The sequence below is a fragment of the Bacillus sp. FSL R9-9497 genome (assembly GCF_038005805.1).
GTDB lineage: Bacteria > Bacillota > Bacilli > Bacillales > Bacillaceae_G > Bacillus_A > Bacillus_A cereus.
On record NZ_JBBOTY010000001.1, the window covers coordinates 300,001 to 317,659 of the forward strand.

Below are 17,659 nucleotides of genomic sequence, written 5' to 3' on the forward strand. Positions count from 1 at the left end.
CTAAGGTAGCGAAATTCCTTGTCGGGTAAGTTCCGACCCGCACGAAAGGTGTAACGATTTGGGCACTGTCTCAACCAGAGACTCGGTGAAATTATAGTACCTGTGAAGATGCAGGTTACCCGCGACAGGACGGAAAGACCCCGTGGAGCTTTACTGTAGCCTGATATTGAATTTTGGTACAGTTTGTACAGGATAGGCGGGAGCCATTGAAACCGGAGCGCTAGCTTCGGTGGAGGCGCTGGTGGGATACCGCCCTGACTGTATTGAAATTCTAACCTACGGGTCTTATCGACCCGGGAGACAGTGTCAGGTGGGCAGTTTGACTGGGGCGGTCGCCTCCTAAAGTGTAACGGAGGCGCCCAAAGGTTCCCTCAGAATGGTTGGAAATCATTCGTAGAGTGCAAAGGCATAAGGGAGCTTGACTGCGAGACCTACAAGTCGAGCAGGGACGAAAGTCGGGCTTAGTGATCCGGTGGTTCCGCATGGAAGGGCCATCGCTCAACGGATAAAAGCTACCCCGGGGATAACAGGCTTATCTCCCCCAAGAGTCCACATCGACGGGGAGGTTTGGCACCTCGATGTCGGCTCATCGCATCCTGGGGCTGTAGTCGGTCCCAAGGGTTGGGCTGTTCGCCCATTAAAGCGGTACGCGAGCTGGGTTCAGAACGTCGTGAGACAGTTCGGTCCCTATCCGTCGTGGGCGTAGGAAATTTGAGAGGAGCTGTCCTTAGTACGAGAGGACCGGGATGGACGCACCGCTGGTGTACCAGTTGTTCTGCCAAGGGCATAGCTGGGTAGCTATGTGCGGAAGGGATAAGTGCTGAAAGCATCTAAGCATGAAGCCCCCCTCAAGATGAGATTTCCCATAGCGTAAGCTAGTAAGATCCCTGAAAGATGATCAGGTTGATAGGTTCGAGGTGGAAGCATGGTGACATGTGGAGCTGACGAATACTAATAGATCGAGGACTTAACCATATAATATGTAGCAATGTTATCTAGTTTTGAAGGAATATGCCTTCAATAGTTTGGTGATGATGGCAGAGAGGTCACACCCGTTCCCATACCGAACACGGAAGTTAAGCTCTCTAGCGCCGATGGTAGTTGGGACCTTGTCCCTGTGAGAGTAGGACGTCGCCAAGCAAGAACCTAAGTCATTTCGACTTAGGTTTTTTTGTGTTTATTTTTATTTACCGAATGCTATAATCCATAAATTTAATAAAGCTAAAGACGAAAAAGAATGAAATAGCCACTAAAGTAATACTTAAAATAGGACACATTATTTCTATCATAAGTATATATTTTAAATAATGAGATGCTATAAATAAGTATTTAATAATTACAGAAATTACTGCAATAGAGAAAAATAAATAGGATAATAGCATAGTTCTTTCTTTAACAGTTATCCTCCTTAGAAATTAAATCGTTATAATAATACAAGAGTGTATATATTTTGATTTAAAACATACTGAAGTGCCATTTAAAAGATTATACGTAAAATAGATGTCTAGAAATATATATTCTAATTCCCTTTTCTTCTTGCATATAGTTGCAATTCTTCTTTTGAATATAACTAAAACACGAACGTTATTGACTACTAATAAAAAAACATTCGATTATTTATTGACATTGTTTATGAAATATTGTTAATATAACCATAGAAACAATAATATAAGACCTCATATAATCGCGGGGATATGGCCTGCAAGTCTCTACCTAACGACCGTTATTCGTTAGACTATGAGGGAAAGTCACTCGGTATTTTTCTATTCACAAGGGATACGTATGCCTGAGTAGAGCGCTTTCTCTCATAGTAAAAGAGAAACTGTTCTATTTCAGGCTTTTTTTATTTGAATCGGGGGGATTCTAATATGAAATCACTAGTTGGAGTCATAATGGGAAGTACGTCAGACTGGGAAATAATGAAATATGCTTGTGACATTTTAGATGAATTAAATATACCGTATGAGAAAAAAGTTGTATCCGCTCATCGGACTCCGGATTATATGTTTGAATATGCAGAGACGGCTCGTGAACGTGGATTGAAAGTTATTATTGCTGGAGCTGGTGGAGCAGCACATTTACCAGGAATGGTTGCAGCGAAGACAAATCTTCCTGTAATTGGAGTTCCAGTTCAATCAAAAGCATTAAACGGCTTAGATTCATTATTATCCATCGTCCAAATGCCAGGAGGTGTTCCAGTTGCAACTGTTGCAATTGGTAAAGCCGGTTCAACGAATGCTGGATTACTTGCCGCACAAATACTTGGATCATTCCATGATGACATACATGATGCATTAGAATTGAGACGAGAAGCGATTGAAAAAGATGTGCGTGAAGGTAGTGAGCTAGTATGACGAGAATCATTTTACCTGGAAAAACAATCGGCATTATTGGAGGCGGCCAGCTAGGAAGAATGATGGCATTGGCAGCTAAGGAGATGGGATATAAAATTGCTGTTTTAGATCCTACAAAGCATTCGCCATGTGCACAAGTTGCTGATATTGAAATTGTTGCACCATATGATGATTTAAAAGCAATTCAGCATTTAGCAGAGATAAGTGATGTTGTCACATATGAATTTGAGAATATTGATTATAGATGTTTACAATGGCTTGAAAAACATGCGTACTTACCACAAGGTAGTCAGTTGTTAAATACAACGCAAAATCGTTTTACAGAAAAGAATGCGATTGAGAAGGCTGGGTTACCAGTAGCAACGTATAGACTAGTTCAAAATCAAGATCAGCTTACAGAAGCAATTGCTGAGTTATCATTCCCTTCCGTCTTAAAAACGACGACAGGTGGATATGATGGGAAAGGGCAAGTTGTTTTAAGAAGAGAAGCTGATGTTGAGGCAGCAAGAAATCTTGTGGATAAAGCAGAATGTATTTTAGAGAAATGGGTGCCTTTTGAAAAAGAAGTATCAGTTATTGTGATTCGTAGTGTAAGTGGTGAAACAAAAGTGTTTCCAGTAGCAGAAAATATTCATGTAAATAACATTTTACATGAATCTATCGTTCCAGCTCGCATTACAGAAGAGCTTTCTCAAAAAGCAATTGCTTATGCAAAGGTACTTGCGGATGAATTAGAACTTGTGGGAACACTAGCTGTAGAGATGTTTGCTACAGATAATGGTGAGATTTATATTAATGAATTAGCGCCACGACCTCACAATTCAGGACACTATACACAGGATGCATGTGAGACGAGTCAATTTGGTCAACATATTCGAGCAATCTGTAATTTACCTCTAGGAGAAACAAATTTGTTAAAACCAGTTGTCATGGTAAACATTTTAGGCGAACATATAGAAGGGGTCCTAAGACAAGTGAATAGATTAACCGGGTGCTATTTACACTTGTATGGAAAAGAAGAAGCAAAAGCACAGCGAAAAATGGGGCATGTTAATATTTTAAATGATAATATTGAAGTCGCTCTAGAAAAAGCGAAGAGTTTGCATATTTGGGACCATCAAGAACAACTGTTGGAGGGAAAAAGATGATTAGTCGTTATACACGCCCTGAAATGGGTGCGATTTGGACGGAAGAGAACAAATTTAAAGCGTGGTTAGAAGTTGAGATTTTAGCTTGTGAAGCATGGGCTGAGCTTGGCGATATTCCAAAAGAAGATGTTAAAAAAATTCGTGAACATGCATCATTTGATATTGATCGTATTTATGAAATTGAAAAAGAAACACGTCATGACGTAGTTGCATTCACTCGTGCTGTATCAGAAACGCCAGCATTAGGCGAAGAACGTAAATGGGTTCATTACGGTTTAACATCTACAGACGTAGTAGATACAGCATTATCTTACATCTTAAAACAAGCGAATGAAATTATATTAAAAGACTTAGAGAACTTTGTAAGCATTTTAGCTAACAAAGCGAAAGAGCATAAATACACAATCATGATGGGAAGAACACATGGTGTTCATGCAGAACCAACGACATTTGGTTTAAAACTTGGTCTTTGGTATGAAGAAATGAAACGTAACGTAGAGCGTTTCAAACAAGCTGCTGATACAGTTCGTGTTGGTAAACTATCTGGTGCGGTTGGTACATATGCAAATATCGATCCATTCGTAGAAAAATATGTTTGTGAAAATTTAGGATTAGAAGCAGCACCAATTTCAACACAAACATTGCAACGTGATCGTCATGCACACTACATGTCAACACTTGCACTAATTGCAACATCTATCGAAAAGATGGCAGTTGAGATTCGTGGTTTACAAAAGAGTGAAACACGTGAAGTTGAAGAAGCTTTCGCAAAAGGTCAAAAAGGTTCTTCTGCAATGCCACATAAACGTAATCCAATTGGTTCTGAAAATATGACTGGTTTAGCTCGTGTTATCCGCGGTTATATGATGACAGCTTACGAAAATGTTCCATTATGGCATGAGCGTGACATTTCTCACTCTTCGGCAGAACGCGTAATTTTACCAGATGCTACAATCGCATTAAATTACATGTTAAATCGCTTTGGTAATATCGTTAAAAACTTAACTGTATACCCAGAGAATATGAAACGCAATATGACAAGAACATACGGCTTAATTTATTCTCAGCGCGTAATGCTTACACTAATTGACAAAGGTATGGTACGTGAAGAAGCTTATGATATCGTACAGCCTAAAGCGATGGAAGCTTGGGAAACACAAGTACAATTTAAAGAGCTTGTAGAAGCTGATGAGCGTATTACAAGCAAGTTAACACAAGAAGAAATTAATGAATGCTTCAACTATGAGCATCATATGCAACACGTTGATACAATCTTTGAACGCCTTGGATTAAACGAAGCGTAAAATTTCATATGGCACAGAATAGAGTCATTCTGTGCCATTCTTTATAAAAACATTATTCACATTTTTCAAACTACAGGGGGCTTGCGAAATGCAAAAGCTAGAATTGCTGTATGAAGGTAAGGCAAAAAGAATTTATCGTACAGAATCAGCAGATATGGTTTGGGTAGAGTACAAAGATAGTGCGACTGCTTTCAATGGGGAGAAAAAAGAGACGATTACAGGAAAAGGTCGTTTGAACAATGAAATTACAACTTTATTGTTCAGAAAGTTACAAGAAGTGGGAATTAAAACGCATTTTGTTGAGAAGTTATCTGAAACAGAACAACTTGTTAAAAAAGTGAGTATTATTCCTTTAGAAGTTGTCACAAGAAATGTAATTGCAGGAAGTCTTTCAAAACGATTAGGAATGGAAGAGGGAACTGTACTTGCAGAACCAATCGTAGAATTTTACTTCAAAGATGATGATTTAGGAGATCCGCTTGTAACGGAAGATCATATTCGTGTATTAAACGTTGCATCACCAGAGCAAGTAAGTGTATTACGAGATATGGCTCTACAAATCAATCAAGTGTTGATTGATCATTTCGCAAGCTGTCGTGTAAGATTAGTAGATTTCAAATTAGAGTTTGGTGTAACGGAAGAAGGAGAAATCATTTTAGCGGATGAAATTTCACCAGATACTTGCCGTTTATGGGATGAAACGAGCAATGAAAAGTTTGATAAAGACGTATTCCGTCGTGATCTTGGAAATTTAACAGATGCTTATGAAGAGATTTTAAAACGTTTAGGGGGAATTTCACATGTATAAAGTTAAGGTATATGTAACATTAAGAGAGAGCGTATTAGATCCACAAGGAACAGCAGTAAAAGGAGCACTTCATAGTCTTTCATTCACAGAAGTACAAGATGTTCGAATCGGAAAGTACATGGAACTAACAATTGATAAATCTGTATCTGATTTAGATAGCAAGGTAAAGGAAATGTGTGAAAAACTATTAGCGAACGTTGTAATGGAAGACTTCCGTTATGAAGTTGAGGAGGTTGTCGCACAGTGAAATTTGCCGTAATAGTATTTCCGGGTTCGAACTGTGATGTCGATATGTTCCATGCAATTAAAGATGAGCTTGGCGAAGAAGTAGATTACGTTTGGCACGATACAGAGAATTTAGATGAATATGATGCAATTCTACTACCAGGTGGATTTTCTTATGGTGACTACTTACGCTGCGGTGCTATCTCTCGCTTTGCTAATGCAATGAAAGCAGTGCAAAAAGCTGCTGAGCAAGGAAAGCCGATTTTAGGTGTATGTAATGGATTCCAGATTCTTGTTGAATCAGGATTACTACCAGGAGCGTTAATGAGAAACGAAAACTTAAAATTTATGTGTCGCACTGTTCAGTTGCGAGTTGAAAATAATGAAACGATGTTTACATCACAATATGGAAAAAATGAAGTAATTAATATTCCAATTGCGCATGGTGAGGGGAATTACTATTGTGATGAAGCGGCTCTTAAACAATTAGAAGAGAACAATCAAATCGCATTCCGTTACGTAGAAAACCCTAACGGTAGCGTTTCAGATATTGCTGGTATTGTAAATGAAAAAGGAAATGTACTTGGTATGATGCCACACCCAGAGCGTGCTGTAGATGAATTACTTGGCGGTGCTGAAGGGTTAAAAGTCTTTCAATCTATCTTAAAACAGTGGAGGGAAACATATGTCGTTAATGCTTGAACCAAATCCAACACAAATTAAAGAAGAGCGTATATATGCGGAAATGGGGCTAACAGACGAAGAGTTTGCCATGGTTGAAAAGATTTTAGGTCGTCTGCCAAATTATACAGAAACAGGGTTATTCTCTGTAATGTGGTCTGAACATTGTAGTTATAAAAATTCGAAACCAGTTCTTCGTAAGTTTCCAACTACAGGTGAGCGCGTTCTGCAAGGACCTGGAGAAGGTGCTGGAATTGTAGATATCGGTGATAATCAAGCAGTTGTATTTAAAATGGAAAGTCATAACCATCCTTCAGCTATTGAACCATATCAAGGAGCTGCAACAGGTGTTGGTGGTATTATTCGTGACGTATTCTCTATGGGAGCACGTCCGGTAGCTCTATTAAACTCACTTCGTTTCGGTGAATTACAGTCACCACGTGTGAAATATTTATTCGAAGAAGTAGTAGCAGGAATTGCAGGATACGGTAACTGCATCGGTATTCCGACTGTTGGCGGCGAAGTACAATTTGATCCATGTTATGAAGGAAATCCACTTGTAAATGCAATGTGCGTAGGTTTGATTAACCACGAAGACATTAAAAAAGGGCAAGCGCACGGTGCTGGTAACACAGTAATGTACGTAGGAGCATCAACTGGTCGTGACGGTATTCACGGTGCAACATTCGCGTCGGAAGAACTATCTGAAAGCTCAGAAGCGAAACGTCCAGCGGTTCAAGTAGGGGATCCATTTATGGAAAAACTTCTTATTGAAGCGTGTTTAGAATTAATTCAATCTGATGCACTTGTTGGAATTCAAGATATGGGTGCGGCTGGTTTAACATCATCATCTGCAGAAATGGCAAGTAAAGCAGGAATGGGTATTGAAATGTACTTAGATGATGTACCACAGCGTGAAACAGGAATGACACCATATGAAATGATGCTATCTGAATCACAAGAGCGTATGTTAATTGTCGTGAAAAAAGGTAGAGAACAAGAAATAGTAGATTTATTTGAGAAGTATGGTCTTGCAGCGGTTACGATGGGGAAAGTAACAGAAGATAAAATGCTTCGTTTATTCCATAAAGGTGAAAAGGTAGCTGAAGTTCCAGCAGATGCTTTAGCAGAAGAAGCACCAATTTATCATAAGCCATCAAAAGAAGCAGCATACTTTGCTGAATTCCAAGCAATGAAAATGGAAACGCCAAAAGTAGAAAATTATAAAGACGCGTTATTTGCTTTATTACAGCAACCAACAATTGCAAGTAAAGAGTGGGTATACGATCAATACGATTACCAGGTTCGCACAAGCACAGTTGTTACGCCAGGTTCAGATGCTGCAGTTGTACGTGTACGCGGTACAGAAAAAGGATTAGCAATGACGACAGATTGTAACTCTCGCTACATTTATCTAGACCCAGAGATGGGCGGTAAAATTGCAGTAGCAGAGGCAGCGCGTAATATCGTATGTTCTGGCGGAGAGCCACTTGCAATTACAGATTGCTTAAACTTCGGTAACCCAGAAAAACCAGAAATCTTCTGGCAGATTGAGAAATCAGTAGACGGTATGAGTGAAGCTTGTCGCACATTACAAACACCAGTTATCGGCGGAAACGTATCGATGTATAACGAGCGTAGTGGTGAAGCTGTATATCCAACACCAACTGTTGGGATGGTGGGACTTGTGCATGACTTAAAACATGTAACAACACAAGAGTTTAAGCAAGCTGGTGATTTAGTGTATGTAATTGGTGAGACGAAAGCTGAGTTTGGCGGAAGTGAATTACAGAAAATGATTCACGGCAAAATTTTCGGTCAATCACCAAGTATCGATTTAGATGTAGAATTAAAACGCCAAAAACAAGTATTAGAAGCAATTCAGGCTGGTCTTGTTCAATCTGCACATGATGTTGCTGAAGGTGGTTTAGCAGTTGCGATTTCAGAAAGTGCAATTGGTGCTAAAGGCTTAGGTGCTACTGTGAATTTAGATGGAGAAGCAACAGCAGCATTATTCGCTGAATCACAGTCTCGCTTCGTGATAACTGTAAAACGTGAAAATAAAGAGGCGTTTGAGAAAGCAGTAGAAGCAATCCAAGTTGGAGAAGTAACAAGTACAAATGAAGTAACAATTCATAATGAAGAAAATGAAGTATTACTTACAGCAAATGTAGATGAAATGAGAAAGGCTTGGAAAGGGGCAATCCCATGCTTGCTGAAATAAAGGGGTTAAACGAAGAATGTGGCGTTTTCGGAATTTGGGGGCATGAAAATGCAGCACAAGTTTCATACTACGGATTGCACAGTTTACAGCACCGTGGGCAAGAAGGCGCAGGCATTGTCGTAAATAATGGGGAAAAAATCGTCGGTCACAAGGGGTTAGGTTTAATATCAGAAGTGTTTTCAAGAGGTGAGCTAGAAGGATTAAATGGAAAATCAGCAATCGGACATGTACGATATGCAACAGCTGGTGGAAGTGAAGTTGCTAACGTTCAACCATTGTTGTTCCGTTTTTCTGATCATAGTATGGCGTTAGCTCATAACGGAAATTTAATTAACGCAAAAATGCTTCGTCGTGAATTAGAAGCAGAGGGCAGTATTTTTCAAACTAGTTCAGATACAGAAGTACTTTTACATCTTATTAAACGTAGCACGAAAGATTCTTTAATTGAAAGTGTAAAAGAGGCTTTAAATAAAGTGAAAGGTGCGTTTGCGTATCTTTTACTAACTGGAAATGAAATGATCGTTGCATTAGATCCGAATGGGTTCCGTCCGCTTTCAATTGGAAAGATGGGGGATGCTTACGTTGTAGCATCTGAAACATGTGCTTTTGATGTAGTAGGTGCAACATACATTCGTGATGTAGAACCGGGTGAATTACTTATCATTAATGATGAAGGAATTCACGTAGATCGTTTCACAAACGATGTAGAACATGCAATTTGTAGTATGGAATATATTTACTTTGCACGACCAGATTCTAATATTGCAGGCGTTAATGTTCATGCAGCACGTAAGAATATGGGGAAACGTTTAGCGGCAGAAGCTCCTATTGAAGCAGATGTTGTTACTGGTGTACCAGACTCTAGTATTTCAGCTGCGATTGGCTATGCGGAGGCGACAGGTATTCCATATGAGTTAGGATTAATTAAAAATCGTTACGTTGGACGTACGTTTATTCAACCTTCTCAAGAACTGCGCGAGCAAGGGGTTAAGATGAAGCTTTCCGCAGTAAGAGGTGTAGTTGAAGGGAAACGAGTTGTTATGATTGATGACTCTATCGTAAGAGGAACGACAAGTAAACGAATTGTTCGTATGCTTCGTGAGGCTGGAGCGACAGAAGTTCACGTAAGAATTGCTTCACCACCTCTGAAATATCCATGTTTCTATGGCATTGATATTCAAACGAGAAAAGAATTAATTGCAGCAAATCATACAGTAGAAGAAATCCGTGAAATGATCGGAGCAGATTCTTTAACATTTTTAAGTGAAGATGGATTAGTAGATGCAATTGGACGTCCATATGAAGGGAAATATGGCGGCCTATGCATGGCTTACTTTAATGGGGACTATCCAACAGCTCTTTATGATTATGAGCAAGAGCTTTTAGAAAGCATGAAATAAGAAAAGTGAGAAAAGCTTCTACTTCTTTTGATGTAGAAGCTAGATCCTTTCTTAAAATAGCCCGCCCTGGATGGGGAGAAATTAAAAGACGAGGTGTAAATAACGATGGCGAATGCATATAAGCAAGCAGGAGTAGATATTGAAGCTGGATATGAAGCGGTATCTCGCATGAAAAAACACGTACAAACAACTATGAGAAAAGAAGTACTAGGCGGTTTAGGCGGTTTTGGAGGTATGTTTGATCTATCAAAATTTGCATTAGAAGAACCTGTATTAGTATCTGGAACAGATGGCGTGGGAACGAAATTGATGCTCGCTTTTATGGCAGATAAACATGACACAATTGGTATTGATGCAGTAGCAATGTGTGTAAATGATATTGTTGTCCAAGGCGCAGAGCCGCTTTTCTTCCTTGATTATATTGCTTGTGGTAAAGCTGAACCTAGTAAAATTGAAAACATCGTCAAAGGTATATCAGAGGGCTGTCGCCAAGCTGGTTGTGCATTAATCGGTGGAGAAACAGCTGAAATGCCAGGAATGTATTCTACGGAAGAATATGATTTAGCTGGTTTTACAGTTGGGATTGTTGATAAAAAGAAAATTGTAACAGGTGAAAAGATTGAAGCTGGTCACGTGCTAATTGGCTTAGCATCTAGCGGTATTCATAGCAATGGTTACTCTTTAGTACGAAAAGTGTTACTAGAAGATGGAGAACTATCTTTAGAGCGTATTTATGGCCGCTTAGAACTACCTCTTGGTGAAGAATTATTAAAACCAACGAAAATTTATGTCAAACCTATTTTAGAACTATTGAAGAAACATGAAGTATACGGTATGGCGCATATTACAGGTGGCGGATTTATTGAAAATATTCCACGCATGTTGCCAGAAGGAATCGGTGCTGAGATTGAACTAGGATCTTGGGAAATTCAGCCGATCTTTAGTTTGCTTCAAGAAGTTGGAAAACTGGAAGAGAAAGAAATGTTCAATATTTTTAACATGGGTATTGGTATGGTAGTAGCAGTGAAGGAAGAAGATGCAAAAGATGTTGTTCGTCTTCTTGAAGAGCAAGGAGAAATGGCTCGTATTATTGGACGTACTATACAAGGAGCTGGCGTTACTTTTAATGGGGGCACAGCACTATGAGTAGATTAGCAGTTTTTGCTTCTGGAAGCGGATCTAACTTTCAATCTCTCGTTAATGCGGTAGAAGAAAAAAGATTGGATGCAGAAATTAGTTTATTAGTATGTGATAAACCAGAAGCACGCGCTGTTGGACGGGCAAATTATCATCATATTCCGTGTTTTGCTTTTTCAGCGAAAGCATATGAGTCAAAAGAAGCGTTTGAAAAAGAGATATTAAAGAAGCTAGAAGAATATGAAATTGATTATGTTATTTTAGCTGGATATATGCGTTTAATCGGGCCGACGTTATTAGAAGCATACGGCGGGAAGATTATTAATATTCATCCATCATTACTACCGAGCTTTCCGGGTAAAGATGCTGTCGGTCAAGCGTTAGAAGCAGGTGTGAAAATAACTGGAGTAACAATTCATTATGTAGATGCAGGTATGGATACAGGGCCAATTATTGCACAAGAAGCAGTGGCTGTTTCTGAAGGGGATACGAGAGAAAGCTTACAAAAGAAAATTCAACAAGTTGAACATAAATTATACGTAAATACAGTGAATCAAATTGTTCAGTCTGTGAAAGAATCAACTGTTAACTAACATACAACCAGGGGTGAAGGATAAATGAAAAAGCGTGCATTAGTAAGTGTTTCAGATAAAACAGGAGTAGTAGAATTTGTTAAAGGATTACTAGAACAAGGGATTGAAGTTATTTCAACAGGTGGTACGAAAAAGTTACTAGAAGAAAACGGCTTACAAGTAATCGGCATTTCTGAAGTAACTGGTTTCCCTGAAATTATGGATGGCCGTGTGAAAACATTACATCCAAATATTCATGGTGGTCTATTAGCAGTTCGTGATAATGAAACACATGTAACACAAATGAATGAGTTAGGTATAGAGCCAATTGACTTTGTTGTTGTTAACTTATACCCATTTAAAGAAACAATCGCTAAGCCTGATGTAACATTTGCTGATGCAATTGAAAATATTGATATCGGTGGCCCAACAATGATTCGCTCTGCTGCGAAAAATCATAAATTCGTATCGGTAATTGTAGATCCAGTAGATTATGATATTGTGTTAGCAGAACTGAAAGAGAACGGTGAAGTAGCAGAGGAAACAAAACGTAAACTAGCAGCGAAAGTATTCCGTCATACAGCAGCGTATGATGCGCTAATTTCTAACTACTTAACAGAGCAAATGGGTGAAGAAAGTCCAGAAACATTAACCGTGACATTTGAGAAAAAGCAAGACTTACGTTATGGCGAGAACCCACATCAAAAAGCAACTTTCTATAAAGCGCCATTCGCAGCAACTTCTTCTGTTGCATACGCAGAACAATTACACGGTAAGGAATTATCGTATAACAATATTAATGATGCAGACGCAGCGCTTAGCATCGTAAAAGAATTTACAGAACCAGCAGTAGTAGCAGTAAAACATATGAATCCATGTGGTGTTGGAGTAGGAACTAATATTCACGAAGCATATACTCGTGCTTATGAAGCAGATCCAGTATCAATCTTCGGCGGTATTATCGCAGCAAATCGTGAAATTGATAAAGCTACAGCAGAAAAGTTACATGAAATTTTCTTAGAAATTGTTATCGCACCTTCGTTCTCACAAGAAGCTTTAGAAGTGTTGCAAAGTAAGAAGAACTTACGTTTATTAACTATAAATATTGAAAAAGCGACAAGTGCAAGCAAAAAACTAACTTCTATACAAGGTGGACTTCTCGTTCAAGAAGAAGATACGTTATCATTAGATGAAAGTACAATTTCAATTCCAACGAAACGTGAACCTTCAGAGCAAGAATGGAAAGATTTAAAACTAGCTTGGAAAGTTGTAAAACATGTGAAATCAAACGCAATTGTTTTAGCGAAAGATGACATGACAATTGGTGTCGGTGCGGGACAGATGAACCGTGTAGGTTCTGCAAAAATCGCAATTACACAAGCTGGTGAAAAAACACAAGGTAGCGCGCTTGCATCTGATGCTTTCTTCCCAATGCCAGATACATTAGAAGAAGCAGCAAAAGCAGGAATTACAGCAATCATTCAACCGGGCGGATCAATCCGTGATGAAGATTCTATTAAAGTGGCAGATACTTATGGGATTGCTATGGTGTTCACTGGCGTACGTCATTTCAAACACTAATAGAGGATGTTTAAAAAGTCCGGTTAAGATAACCTTCGCATGTCGTCGTTGCATCGCCAGTGCGGTACTCATGTAGGAAAGCTACACTCCGTGTCCTCCTGGCAAATGCGCCTAGACCTGCTCGGTTCTCTTAATCCTCCTTTTTAAACCTTTATTGATATGGATGTTTAAAAAGTCCGGTCGAGATAACCTTTTATTGATATGAAAAAGCAAACTAGGAGCATAGCTTCTAGTTTGTACTTATTTAATTATTGGGGGATGAAATATGAATGTTTTAGTAATTGGCCGCGGTGGGCGTGAGCATGCTTTAGCTTGGAAGTTTGCACAATCTGAAAAAGTAGAAAAGGTATATGTAGCACCAGGTAATGAAGGTATGAGAGATGTTGCAACACCAGTTGATATTGATGAAAATGATTTTGATGCATTAGTTTTATTTGCAAAAGAGAATAATGTTGAGTTAACTTTCGTTGGACCAGAAATTCCGCTTATGAATGGAATTGTTGATCGTTTTAAAGAAGAGGGACTTCGCGTATTTGGTCCGAATAAAGCGGCTGCTGTTATTGAAGGTAGTAAAGCTTTTACAAAAGAGCTTATGAAAAAGTATGATATTCCAACTGCGGCGTACGAAACTTTTACAGATTATGAAGAAGCAGTACAGTACATTCAAAAAGTTGGTGCACCAATCGTTATTAAAGCTGACGGCTTAGCTGCGGGTAAAGGTGTAACGGTAGCGATGACGCTTGAAGAGGCATTACAAGCTGTGAAAGAAATGCTGCAAGATGTGAAATTCGGCGCGGCAAGTAAGAAGGTTGTTATTGAAGAGTTTTTAGATGGACAAGAATTTTCATTAATGGCATTCGTGAATGGAACAACTGTACATCCAATGATAATCGCCCAAGATCATAAAAGAGCTTTTGATGGTGATAAAGGTCCAAATACGGGCGGAATGGGTGCATATTCTCCAGTACCACAAATTCCAGAATCAGCAGTTCAAGAAGCGATTCAAACCGTATTGCATCCAACTGCTAAGGCGATGATTGAAGAAAACCGTTCGTTTACAGGTATTTTATACGCAGGTCTTATTTTAACAAATGATGGTCCGAAGGTAATTGAATTTAATGCACGCTTCGGTGATCCTGAAACAGAAGTTGTATTACCTCGATTAGAAAACGATTTAGTTGATGTATGTAACGCTGTATTAGATGAAAGTGAACTAACGTTACAATGGTCAGAAGAAGCGGTAATCGGTGTTGTACTTGCTTCTAAAGGATATCCAGAAGCATATAAAAAAGGTGATATTATTAGCGGACTAGATGCACTGCAAAATGTGATTGTTTTCCATGCAGGTACAGCAATGAAACATGGGGACTTTGTAACGAACGGTGGCCGTGTATTATTTGTTGCTTGTAAGGCAAGTAGTTTACAAGAAGCAAAAGATAAAGTATATAAAGAAATCGGTAAAATTGAGAGTGATGGTCTATTTTATCGAAGTGACATAGGATATCGTGCAATTGGGCATGAGATGACGAAAAGTTAATATGTAAAAATCCCGCTGAGGAATCAGCGGGATTTTTTATGCATCTTTATCTTTTTTTAATTTCCCTTTTTGCTTTGCCATTTCTCGAAGTAAATACTCGATGTGTGCATTGACGCTACGAAATTCATCATTTGCCCATTTTTCGATGACTGCGTGTAATTCAGGATCAATACGTAATGGAAAGCTTTTCTTTTTAGCCATAATTACTTATAGCCCTTAGTATAGGCTTCCTGTATTAATAACTGGCTGCGCACCTTTATCTGAAACGATGGCAACTAATAAGTTGTTTACCATATTTGCTTTACGCTCGTCATCGAGTTCTAGTACGCCTTCTTCATCTAACATATGGATGGAGTCTTTCGCCATCTTCACAGCACCTTCAACAATTTCTTTTCTAGCAGCTAATACTGCTTTTGCTTGCTGGCGTTGTAGCATTGCATGGGCAATTTCTGTTGCGTAAGCTAAGTGCGTTAAACGAGTTTCTAATACTTCTACACCAGCAATTTCAAGACGCGCCTCTAACTCACGTTTTAATTCCTCAGAGATTTCTTCAGTATTTCCGCGTAACGTAACGCAGGTTTCATCTTGGAAATTGTCATAAGGATATTTTGTTGCAACATGGCGGATTGCCGTTTCGCTTTGAATTTCTACAAATCGATCATAATGTTCAACACCAAACATTGCTTTTGCAGAATCAACAACTTTATATACGATAACAGCTGCAATTTCAATTGGATTTCCATCAACGTCATTTACTTTTAATTTTTTACTGTTAAAGTTTTCAACACGTAAAGATACAGTTTGACGGAATGCGAACGGAATCGTTAAAAATAAACCGTTTTGACGAATTGTTCCTAAATAATTACCGAAGAACGTAATAACCTTCGCTTGATTCGGTTGAACAATACCGATACCTGTAGCGAGAACTGCGGCTAATATAATAGTTAGTGCCGCTCCTATGAAAATTTCTTGTGCAAGGAAAAATACACCGATAGCAGCTAAAATCAAAATTCCAATAATACCGAGAAAACCATTTACATAAAATACTTGTTTTTCTTTCATATGATCGCCTCCTGATATAAAAATGATATCACTTTTATATCATTTTAAGCAAGAGGTATGCATCTAATTTTCTGAATTTTATTGGTTGATATCTTTTATATACATTTTAAGGTTCAAAAAGAGAATGTACGTTCTGTTTTATGGTAAAATAAAGAAGACTTAACCGCCCACTGCAGCAGCTAAGTCCCTTTGAGAGCATCTTGCATCGTGACAAATGATTCAAAGCGGTTTTGCCAGGATTATATCTTCAATCGCTGACTCAATCTCTTTGTCAGAAGCGTCATAACTTCCTTTTGACTCTGGCTTGTCATGAGTGGAAGTTTGATTCACTTCTTCTTTAGCATGTCCTTTTTCAGCAAAATTCATGCTAGGCATTTTAAATGCCCCCATATTCATGTATTTTCCGAATTTCCACATTTCAACAACAGGGCAGAAACGAACAATTCCTTCTGCAACTTTCATTGCACCAATCCATAGAAAAATGTTAGACCAAGTGCACCACGGCTTGCGTACAAGTTTAGTTGCACTACATCCGAAGAGGACGAGCCCAAGTGTAATTCGAATTAGAGCGTTTATTGTCCCGATATTTTGCTTCATTAGAAAAACACTCCTTTTTATGAAAGTTGAAATAGATAATACTATTTCTTTTATTAGTATCCCGTTTGATTTTTGGGATATGTAATCCAACATTTGACGTGGAAAAAGATGTTGGAATGTGCGTGTGTGTAAGTAACTTTTTTTGTTATAATGAAAGAATGCATAAAAGGAACTTCAAAATTAAATCCTCTAGTTTAAAAAATATGGAAGAGGTAATTCCAAACTTAATTCTCCGTTTTAAACAAATATTTAAGATGAAGTTAAAACAATAATGATGAAAATAAACTGTTATTTTGAACAGAAATATATATAACTAGAGAAAAGGAAGGGTGTTTTCATGTACGATATTTCCGGATGGAAACATGTATTTAAGCTTGATCCAAATAAGGAGTTAAGCGATGAACATTTAGAAATGATTTGTGAGTCTGGAACTGATGCGGTTATTGTAGGCGGAAGTGATGGAGTTACAATTGATAACGTATTACACATGCTAGTTAGCATTCGTAGATATGCAGTTCCTTGTGTATTAGAGGTCTCTGATGTAGAAGCAATTACACCAGGATTTGATTTTTATTACATCCCAAGTGTTTTAAATAGCCGAAAAGTAGAATGGGTAACAGGTGTTCATCATGAGGCATTGAAAGAATTTGGGGATATTATGGACTGGGACGAAATTTTTATGGAAGGGTATTGTGTTTTAAATCCAGAAGCGAAAGTAGCCCAGCTTACAGAAGCGAAATGTGATGTAACAGAAGATGACGTTATTGCATATGCTCGTTTAGCAGACAAGCTATTACGTTTACCGATATTTTATTTAGAATATAGCGGTACGTATGGAGATGTTGAACTTGTTAAAAATGTAAAAGCAGAATTGAAACAAGCTAAGTTATATTATGGCGGTGGTATTTCTAATGCAGAACAGGCGAAAGAAATGGCACAATATGCTGATACAGTAGTTGTTGGAAATATTATTTATGATGATATAAAATCGGCGTTAAAAACAGTTAAAGCAGTAAAAGGAGAGTAGGT

The 17,659-nt window shown here is 38.4% G+C and carries 16 protein-coding genes, 2 rRNA genes, 1 pseudogene and 1 riboswitch (1 of these 20 cut by a window edge); of the genes and pseudogenes, 15 read left to right on the forward strand and 4 right to left on the reverse strand.

Annotation, left to right across the window (positions count from 1 at the left end):
* Both MKY21_RS01655 and rrf read left to right on the forward strand, forming a co-directional pair.
* Window positions 1-975 (forward strand): 23S ribosomal RNA (locus MKY21_RS01655) (it extends 1,948 nt beyond the left edge of the window).
* Window positions 976-1,024: 49 nt separating this feature from the next.
* Window positions 1,025-1,140 (forward strand): 5S ribosomal RNA (gene rrf / locus MKY21_RS01660).
* Window positions 1,141-1,183: 43 nt separating this feature from the next.
* Here rrf and MKY21_RS01665 read toward each other — a convergent pair.
* Window positions 1,184-1,382 (reverse strand): annotated as a pseudogene (locus MKY21_RS01665) (hypothetical protein).
* A gap of 274 nt (window positions 1,383-1,656) precedes the next feature.
* Window positions 1,657-1,758, forward strand: a riboswitch (purine riboswitch).
* Window positions 1,759-1,868: 110 nt separating this feature from the next.
* Between MKY21_RS01665 and purE the strand changes: the two are divergent.
* The 12 genes from purE to purD all read left to right on the forward strand — a co-directional run bounded on the left by purE (window position 1,869) and on the right by purD (window position 14,971).
* A complete protein-coding gene (gene purE / locus MKY21_RS01670; RefSeq protein ID WP_341075288.1) occupies window positions 1,869-2,354 on the forward strand; it encodes a 5-(carboxyamino)imidazole ribonucleotide mutase in 486 nt (161 codons plus the stop codon).
* Window positions 2,351-3,502 carry a 5-(carboxyamino)imidazole ribonucleotide synthase gene (purK, locus tag MKY21_RS01675; protein ID WP_000196769.1) on the forward strand — a complete coding sequence of 384 codons (1,152 nt, stop codon included), beginning with the start codon at window positions 2,351-2,353 and terminating at the stop codon, window positions 3,500-3,502. The genes purE and purK overlap by 4 nt, the downstream gene beginning before the upstream one ends.
* Complete coding sequence (purB, locus tag MKY21_RS01680) at window positions 3,499-4,806, forward strand: adenylosuccinate lyase (protein ID WP_000625682.1); 1,308 nt, start codon at window positions 3,499-3,501, stop codon at window positions 4,804-4,806. The genes purK and purB overlap by 4 nt, the downstream gene beginning before the upstream one ends.
* 88 nt (window positions 4,807-4,894) lie before the next feature.
* The gene (gene purC / locus MKY21_RS01685; protein ID WP_001170544.1) at window positions 4,895-5,614 is read left to right on the forward strand and encodes a phosphoribosylaminoimidazolesuccinocarboxamide synthase; all 720 of its coding nucleotides are present in this window, start codon (window positions 4,895-4,897) and stop codon (window positions 5,612-5,614) included.
* Complete coding sequence (gene purS, locus MKY21_RS01690) at window positions 5,607-5,861, forward strand: phosphoribosylformylglycinamidine synthase subunit PurS (RefSeq protein ID WP_000278823.1); 255 nt, start codon at window positions 5,607-5,609, stop codon at window positions 5,859-5,861. The genes purC and purS overlap by 8 nt, the downstream gene beginning before the upstream one ends.
* A complete protein-coding gene (purQ, locus tag MKY21_RS01695) occupies window positions 5,858-6,541 on the forward strand; it encodes a phosphoribosylformylglycinamidine synthase subunit PurQ (protein ID WP_341075291.1) in 684 nt (227 codons plus the stop codon). The genes purS and purQ overlap by 4 nt, the downstream gene beginning before the upstream one ends.
* Entirely contained in the window at window positions 6,525-8,744 is a 2,220-nt protein-coding gene (purL, locus tag MKY21_RS01700; protein WP_341075293.1) for a phosphoribosylformylglycinamidine synthase II, read from the forward strand. The genes purQ and purL overlap by 17 nt, the downstream gene beginning before the upstream one ends.
* Window positions 8,729-10,144, forward strand: a complete 1,416-nt coding sequence (gene purF, locus MKY21_RS01705) for an amidophosphoribosyltransferase (protein WP_000879025.1) — start codon at window positions 8,729-8,731, stop codon at window positions 10,142-10,144. Before purL ends, purF begins: the two co-directional genes overlap by 16 nt.
* 105 nt (window positions 10,145-10,249) lie before the next feature.
* Window positions 10,250-11,290: a phosphoribosylformylglycinamidine cyclo-ligase gene (gene purM / locus MKY21_RS01710; RefSeq protein WP_001262439.1), complete on the forward strand. Its 1,041-nt coding sequence runs from the start codon at window positions 10,250-10,252 to the stop codon at window positions 11,288-11,290.
* Window positions 11,287-11,874 (forward strand): phosphoribosylglycinamide formyltransferase, encoded by a 588-nt coding sequence (gene purN / locus MKY21_RS01715; RefSeq protein ID WP_000088588.1) that lies wholly within the window; start codon window positions 11,287-11,289, stop codon window positions 11,872-11,874. Before purM ends, purN begins: the two co-directional genes overlap by 4 nt.
* Before the next feature lie 24 nt (window positions 11,875-11,898).
* Window positions 11,899-13,434, forward strand: a complete 1,536-nt coding sequence (gene purH, locus MKY21_RS01720) for a bifunctional phosphoribosylaminoimidazolecarboxamide formyltransferase/IMP cyclohydrolase (protein WP_000745433.1) — start codon at window positions 11,899-11,901, stop codon at window positions 13,432-13,434.
* Between the two features lie 265 nt (window positions 13,435-13,699).
* Window positions 13,700-14,971 (forward strand): phosphoribosylamine--glycine ligase, encoded by a 1,272-nt coding sequence (gene purD, locus MKY21_RS01725; RefSeq protein ID WP_016117072.1) that lies wholly within the window; start codon window positions 13,700-13,702, stop codon window positions 14,969-14,971.
* A gap of 36 nt (window positions 14,972-15,007) precedes the next feature.
* Here purD and MKY21_RS01730 read toward each other — a convergent pair whose 3' ends face one another.
* From MKY21_RS01730 to MKY21_RS01740, 3 genes are all read right to left on the reverse strand, one after another.
* Window positions 15,008-15,172: a toxin-antitoxin system HicB family antitoxin gene (locus tag MKY21_RS01730; protein ID WP_001085171.1), complete on the reverse strand. Its 165-nt coding sequence runs from the start codon at window positions 15,170-15,172 to the stop codon at window positions 15,008-15,010.
* Window positions 15,173-15,187: 15 nt separating this feature from the next.
* Window positions 15,188-16,033, reverse strand: coding sequence for an SPFH domain-containing protein (locus MKY21_RS01735; protein WP_000660669.1), 846 nt, complete (start codon window positions 16,031-16,033; stop codon window positions 15,188-15,190).
* Between the two features lie 219 nt (window positions 16,034-16,252).
* Window positions 16,253-16,630 carry a YgaP family membrane protein gene (locus MKY21_RS01740; protein ID WP_000812345.1) on the reverse strand — a complete coding sequence of 126 codons (378 nt, stop codon included), beginning with the start codon at window positions 16,628-16,630 and terminating at the stop codon, window positions 16,253-16,255.
* 337 nt (window positions 16,631-16,967) lie between these two features.
* Here MKY21_RS01740 and MKY21_RS01745 point away from each other — a divergent pair, with 337 nt between their 5' ends.
* Window positions 16,968-17,657: a heptaprenylglyceryl phosphate synthase gene (locus tag MKY21_RS01745; RefSeq protein ID WP_000272103.1), complete on the forward strand. Its 690-nt coding sequence runs from the start codon at window positions 16,968-16,970 to the stop codon at window positions 17,655-17,657.
* Window positions 17,658-17,659: the final 2 nt, after the last annotated feature.